The sequence below is a fragment of the Planktotalea sp. genome, from assembly GCF_049680325.1.
GTDB lineage: Bacteria > Pseudomonadota > Alphaproteobacteria > Rhodobacterales > Rhodobacteraceae > Planktotalea.
Map to the genome: position 1 here is coordinate 1 of NZ_JBAUHO010000230.1, position 1,685 is coordinate 1,685.

The 1,685-nt window shown below is 53.3% G+C and carries 2 protein-coding genes; one reads left to right on the forward strand and one right to left on the reverse strand.

The window, feature by feature from the left end; genetic code table 11:
• Window positions 1-146: 146 nt before the first annotated feature.
• On the reverse strand, window positions 147-848 hold the full coding sequence (locus WBC85_RS10305; RefSeq protein WP_424436312.1) for a response regulator transcription factor: 702 nt from the start codon (window positions 846-848) through the stop codon (window positions 147-149).
• Window positions 849-1,238: 390 nt separating this feature from the next.
• Between WBC85_RS10305 and WBC85_RS10310 the strand changes: the two genes are divergently transcribed.
• Window positions 1,239-1,685 (forward strand): phosphoenolpyruvate carboxykinase (ATP) (locus WBC85_RS10310; protein WP_424436315.1); only part of this gene is annotated, 447 nt, incomplete at its 3' end.

Below are 1,685 nucleotides of genomic sequence, written 5' to 3' on the forward strand. Positions count from 1 at the left end.
CCCCGACGCTCGCGACGGGCTCTGATCTCGTTTGGTGCAGCACTGTCCGGAGTGACCCAATCGTCACCCAGAACAACATCGCCATCGCGTCTGGAAGGGGTCAGGTCGCGCACGAAGTTCCTCTCAACAATCGCCATAAAGAACGATTACTCTTCGTTATACCGATAACCGATCCCGTAAAGCGTCTCAATCGCCGAGAATTCATCATCGGCTGTACGCATCTTTTTGCGCAGGCGTTTGATGTGGCTATCGATGGTACGGTCATCCACATAAACCTGATCGTCATAAGCGACATCCATCAGCTGATCGCGCGACTTTACGAAGCCGGGGCGCTGCGCCAGCGCTTGCAGCAGCAAGAACTCGGTCACTGTCAGGGATACATCTTTACCCTTCCAGCTGACGGCATGGCGCAGCGGGTCCATCCGCAGATCACCCCGCTCCATCACTTTGGTCTCTTCGGTGTCGCCAACTTCTTCTGTTACTACAGCTTCCTGACGGCGCAGCAGCGCGCGAATGCGCTCGACCAAAAGACGCTGGGAAAACGGTTTCTTCACATAATCGTCTGCACCCATACGCAGGCCCAGTACTTCGTCGATCTCGTCATCTTTGGAGGTCAGGAAGATAACGGGCATCGCTGTTTTCTGGCGCAAGCGCTGGAGCAAATCCATGCCATCCATGCGCGGCATCTTGATATCAAGTACTGCCATGTCCGGCATCCGCTTGTTGAAAGCGTCCAGTGCGGCCTGACCGTCATTATAGGTTTCCACCTCGAAACCTTCTGCTTCGAGAGTCATCGAGACGGACGTCAGGATGTTCCTGTCGTCATCTACCAATGCAATTTTTGACATTGCCTGTTTCCTTGTGCTGCTCAACGTATTTTTGTTTTTCCAAGCATTGATCACTCCTTTTCTTGTCGAATCAATCCCTAACTGCGAATCGGCAGTCTCTACCGCCCTATTTCAGCCATAATTTGTTTAAGAATGGCTAAATTGCCTCACATTCCCTTTTTGCGATGCCAGAAGTTGGTAAGCTCGGGGCACCACAAAGGCGAGAATACGCCATTCGGTCACGGCTTTGATCAATTGCATAAGTGATGGCGCTAACTATGCAAACGCGCCTGTTCAATCCGTAAATCATCGTGCTAAGAGGCAAATATTCCAGTTATGCCCGTGCGCTTTTGGTCCCGGGCATCCCCCAATACGCTGTGCAGACCGCGCAGTTTCCAAAGGAGACATTGCATGCAAACCGGACGGGTCAACCCGAACTTCAGCCTCGACGATCAAGGGATCAAAGGGCTTGGCAATGTTTATTACAACCAGATGGAGCCTGCGCTGATCGAAGCCGCGCTGAAGCGCGACGAAGGTTCATTGGGTAAAGGTGGCGCATTCCTTGTCACCACAGGTAAATTCACAGGCCGGTCGCCCAAAGACAAACACGTCGTGATGAGCGCGTCGGTCAAAGACACGATCTGGTGGGAAAACAACGCAGAGATGTCCGAAGCGGGTTTTGACGCGCTGTACAATGACATGCTCGCCCACATGAAGGGCCGCGACTATTTTGTTCAGGACCTTGTCGGTGGCGCCGATCCCAAGCACGCAATCAACGTCCGCTTTGTGACCGAGCTGGCATGGCATGGCTTGTTCATCCGCAACATGATGCGCCGTCCCGACCGCGACCAACTGGAC

Bases quoted from the DNA above. Each gene is read 5' to 3' on its own strand.
- WBC85_RS10305 (WP_424436312.1), bottom strand. From the start codon at position 848: ATGTCAAAAATTGCATTGGTAGATGACGACAGGAACATCCTGACGTCC.